The 2,569-nt window shown below is 70.8% G+C and carries 2 protein-coding genes; both read left to right on the top strand.

Going from position 1 to position 2,569, the window contains the following annotated elements:
- The coding region (locus A3IG_RS0127905; RefSeq protein WP_026220747.1) for a sugar-binding protein at positions 1–1,247 on the top strand (1,247 nt) is incomplete at its 5' end.
- Positions 1,248–1,617: 370 nt separating this feature from the next.
- A partial coding sequence (locus A3IG_RS0127900) for a hypothetical protein (protein WP_211219474.1) occupies positions 1,618–2,569 on the top strand: 952 nt, incomplete at its 3' end.

Raw genomic sequence — 2,569 nt, 5'->3', positions numbered from 1 at the left:
TCCAACTCACCCTGGACGGCCGCGTCCTGTACGCCAAGGGCACGGTGACCAACGTCAAGGCCGTCACCACCCCGGTCTTCTCCGTCCAGGTGCCCGAGCAGACCAACACCGCCGAGACCGTCGAAGCGGTGCTGTCCGTGGACCGGACCGGGGCCGGCGTGGGCCTGCCGCAGCAGGTCACGTTCCAGGTGGCCGGCGAGGCGTTCACCATGAACGCCGCACCCGGGCAGGTCACCCGCAGGACCGTCGAGCTGCCCACCTCCCAGCGCCTCGGTGAGCGGACGATCGATGGTGAGGTCACCGCCGGGCCCCTCACCCTGGCCCGGGTCGGTACCCTCACCACGGTGCGGACGCCCACCGAGGTCACCTTCGATCCGAAGGTGAAGGCGGCGTCTCCCCTGGCCACCCAGCTCACGGTGACCGTCACCAACCACCGTTCCCGCACCGCGCTGGACGTCTCCAGGCTGGAGTGGCAGGTCAACGAGGGCACCGCGTACCTGGGTCGGGGCATCTGCGCCGAGGACTTCCAGGTGCCGCCCAGCTCGTCGAGGTCGTGCACCGTGGACGTCCAGGGCGTCACGCCCTGGAACCGCTACTGGGCCGCGGCCCACATCACCGAGAACGGGGTCCGCACCCCCGTCGGCACCTGGACCGGCTGGGGAGCGGTGCAACCCGACGGCACCTCCACCGCCACCCCCCTCGACCTGGCCACCCAGACCACCAGGCGCTACCCGAACGGGTACCAGGGTGACGCCGACCTCTCCGGCACCGTGCGCCCCCAGTACACCGACGAGGGCCTGGTGCTGAGGGCCTCGGTCACCGACAACGCCCTCCACCAGCCGGCCACCGACCCGGCCAACATGTGGCAGGGCGACAGCATCCAGTTCGCGGTGACCCCCGCCCACCCGGGCTACAGCACGCAGTACGTCGAAATCGGGGCGTCCCTGGTCAACGGCGTCCCGCGGGTCCACACCTGGCGGCCGCCACCCGGCCAGCAGGCGGGAACCACCCCCGGCGCCACCGCGACCGTCGTCCGCGAGGGCACGGTGACCGACTACACGATCACCGTCCCCTGGGCCTCCCTCGGCCTGGCCGGCAAACCCACCTCCTCCGTCGGCCTCGGCGTCGTGGTCAACGACGACGACAACGACGGCCGGGGACGCAACTGGGTCGAATGGGGCACCGGCATCGCCAACAGCGCGAAGACCTCCACTGGCCTGCGGGCCGTCCAACTCACCGACGCGTAGGGAGAGAAAGGACGCCCCTCGGAGAGCCTGTCTGCTCGGCACGACCGGGTCGAGCAGACAGGACCGGCCGGTTGCGGCAGCGGCGGAACAGTCGCCGCCGAACCGTCAGGTGCTGCTGTTGATCATTCGCCGCCGCTGGCTCAGACCGTCCGGCGAGCGGAGCGCCTACCCGCTGGAGCGCTGAGCGCGCTCCGGAATCGGTGGTGTGGGGCAACCCCACCGCCCACGCGACCAAGGACTGCCGGTGGCGAGCGCGGTGCGCCCGCCGCCGGTGGGCCGGGCGGTGGGCTCCGCCGGAATACGGCCGGTGGAGCCCACCTGCCGGGAACCACACGCACCGCACCGACCGATCCGATCGAGAGGACGCTCGATGGAACGTAAGGGAACGATCCGGTCAGGTCCCGGGTCGAGGACCAGACTAAGGGGTCGCCTGCGCCGCCCGCTGGCCTGGGGTGGTACCGCCGCCCTGCTGGGCTGCCTGGTGACCTCGGCCCCGTTCGCCGGGACCGCGCACGCCGCGGCCACCCTCACCGTCACCTCCCCCGACCTGGTCTTCACCAAGGGACAGACGAGGATCGCCGTCTCCACCGACCAGGCGTCGGTGAGCTGGCAGGCGGTGGACGCCCAGGGCCTGCCGGTGGCCTCCGGCACGGCCACCGCGTCCGGTGGCACCGCCACGGTGGACCTGACCGGCCTGGACACCGGCCACTACACCCTTACCGCGACCGCCGGCGGCACCACCCGCACCGCCGACTTCGGCGTCCTGCCCCCGCTCGCCGGCCACGAGACCGCCGACGAACGCTTCGGCGTGGGCATGCACTTCGGCCACTACAACGGTGACGACAACAAGCTGCTGCGCTCCATCAAACTGATGGGGCTCGGCCAGGTGCGCGCGGACGTCAACTGGTCGGCGATCGAGAAGACCCCCGGGGTGTACTCGTGGGAGACGTACCCGACCGATCAGGCGATCCCCTACGCCGCGTCCCTCGGCCTGACCACGGTGGGGAACTCAGGGTTCAAGAACCCCAACTACGACTACGGCCTGACGCCCTCGTCCACCGTGGGCCTGGACGCCTACGGGAAGTTCACCGCCGCCTTCGTGGAGAAGTACCAGCAGCACACGAAGGAGGTGGAGGTCTACAACGAGTACAACTCCATCGGCTTCAACAACGGCACCTGCGGCCTCACCGCTGACTGCTACCTACAGATGCTCAAGGCGACCCACCCCAAGGTGCACGCCAAGGTGCCGGACGCCACCGTCGTCGGCCCCGCCCTGGCCGGACTGAACCGGGACTGGCTCAACCGCCTCTACTCCCTGGGCG

This window comes from Wenjunlia vitaminophila DSM 41686 (assembly GCF_000380165.1).
Lineage (GTDB): Bacteria > Actinomycetota > Actinomycetes > Streptomycetales > Streptomycetaceae > Wenjunlia > Wenjunlia vitaminophila.
Note: the sequence above shows the minus strand (reverse complement) of the source record. Positions and strands in the feature narration are given on the sequence as shown.